Genomic DNA, 2,001 nt, shown 5'->3' with positions numbered 1-2,001 from the left:
ACCGACTTTAAGATCTATGACTACTGCGGCGCGCTTGATGACATTCAAGCGAAAACACTCCGTCTCATTGGGAATCCAGACGAGCGCTATCGAGAAGATCCTGTCAGAATGCTCCGTGCAGTCCGCTTTGCAGAGAAACTTGATTTTGAGATAGAAGATCTTGCGGAACAAAAAATCTCAGAACTTTCGCACCTTATGTCTCACGTAGCGCCCGCACGCCTCTTTGATGAGATTATCAAGCTTTTTGTTTCAGGCTATGGCCTCCAAATATTCGAAAGACTCGTCGAAAGCGGTCTATTTAAAGCGATGTTTCCTGTGGTTGAACACGCCGTTAATCAAAACCCAGAGGGGTATTACCTTGCCTTCATCAAAGCCGCATTAACAAATACAGACAAACGCATTGCGCAAGATAAACCGATTACACCTGCCTTTTTGTACGCATCACTTCTCTGGCCGGAAGTACATCGTTTGTGGCAACAAAAAATGTCTGAAGGCTTATCGGAATTTCCTGCGCTTCAGCAAGCATCGCATGAAACAATCGACATTCAACTTAGCAGCGTCATGATCCCAAAACGTTTTATTCTCATGATGCGCGAGATATGGGAAATGCAAATTCGACTTGTTAAAAACAATCATCGCCGTGCAGCGCAATTAGTGACGCATCCGCGCTTCCGTGCAGGATATGACTTTCTCTTGTTAAGAGAAAAAGCCGGCGAAATTGAACCCGGCCTTGGAGATTGGTGGACAACGTATCAGGCCGAAAACCCTATGCCCGCACCGAACCGAAATCGCGCGCCAGGCAACAAGCGTCCCTCTGCTCGACGTAGACCAAGTCATAAGCGAAATACAAAACACCCTTAGCATGAAAGCGCTCCTCTCACTGGGAAGTAATCTTGAAAACCCTGTTAGCCAAGTCAACAAGGCAATCGATGCGATCGCTCATCAGGATGCTATCTCGCTGATAGCAAAAGCCTCGCTATACAGTAGTTCGCCTCGAGGCCCTCAAGACCAGGATGACTATGTAAACTCTGCTGTACTGATCGACACAGCGCTTTCGCCAGAGCACCTGCTTAACGTAGTACAAAGAATTGAAAAAGACTTTGGACGCATCAAGACGAGAGTTTGGGGTGAACGCGTTATCGATATTGATATCGTCTTTTATGGCACTGAAACCCTACGATTGACAGAGCCTGACCTACAAATTCCGCATAAAGAAGCCTTGATAAGAGATTTTGTATTAGTACCATGTATTGAGATTGCACCCAATTGGAAACTGCCTGACGGCTCAGGACTGCAGCAACATCTTGAACACTGTGTAACCCACAAACTGTCAAAGATTGATAGAAATTTGGCTTGTTCTTGAGCCAACATATAGCTAGTCTTTGCAAGCATTAACCCAACTGGAAATAGGGCGTATGACCGTCACCACCTTATCTTTGAAAAAACTTAAGGAAGAAGGCAAAAAGTTTTCTTGTTTGACCAGCTACGATGCATGCTTTGCTGCCTTGTCTAATGAGGCAGGCATTGACGTATTGTTGATTGGTGACTCGCTTGGCATGGTGCTTCAAGGGCATGACAGCACTCTGCCTGTCACCATGGAAGATATGATCTACCATACGCGCTGCGTTAAAAGTGGTAATGCTCGCAGTTTAATAATGGCAGACCTTCCCTTCAACGCGAACAACAGCGTCGAGCAAACCGTTCTGAATGCAGGCCGACTAATGCAAGCGGGTGCGCACCTTATAAAGATAGAGGGCAGCGCTTGGCTAAAGGAATCCATCGAGGAGCTCAGTTTTCGCGGTATTCCCGTTTGTGCGCATCTTGGCCTGACACCACAATCCGTCAACAAGTTGGGCGGTTATCGTGTTCAAGGTAAACAACAGGATGCAGCGGATAAGATGGTTGAGGCGGTCGTAGAGCTCGAGCAGGCCGGCGCAGATATGATATTGCTAGAATGCGTTCCTACGGATCTAGCCCAGAGGGTCACCAATGCGGTTAGTG

2 protein-coding genes and 1 pseudogene are annotated in these 2,001 nt (G+C 47.0%); all 3 read left to right on the top strand.

Going from position 1 to position 2,001, the window contains the following annotated elements:
• A pseudogene (locus A3751_RS11880) lies at nt 1-861 on the top strand (polynucleotide adenylyltransferase PcnB); the annotation flags it as partial.
• 1 nt (nt 862) lies between these two features.
• On the top strand, nt 863-1,363 hold the full coding sequence (gene folK, locus A3751_RS11875; protein WP_068456212.1) for a 2-amino-4-hydroxy-6-hydroxymethyldihydropteridine diphosphokinase: 501 nt from the start codon (nt 863-865) through the stop codon (nt 1,361-1,363).
• 52 nt (nt 1,364-1,415) lie between these two features.
• A partial coding sequence (panB, locus tag A3751_RS11870) for a 3-methyl-2-oxobutanoate hydroxymethyltransferase (protein WP_068456210.1) occupies nt 1,416-2,001 on the top strand: 586 nt, incomplete at its 3' end.

Source organism: Oleiphilus sp. HI0080 (assembly GCF_001635135.1).
Note: the sequence above shows the minus strand (reverse complement) of the source record. Positions and strands in the feature narration are given on the sequence as shown.

Bases quoted from the DNA above. Each gene is read 5' to 3' on its own strand.
- folK (WP_068456212.1), top strand. From the start codon at position 863: ATGAAAGCGCTCCTCTCACTGGGAAGTAATCTTGAAAACCCTGTTAGC.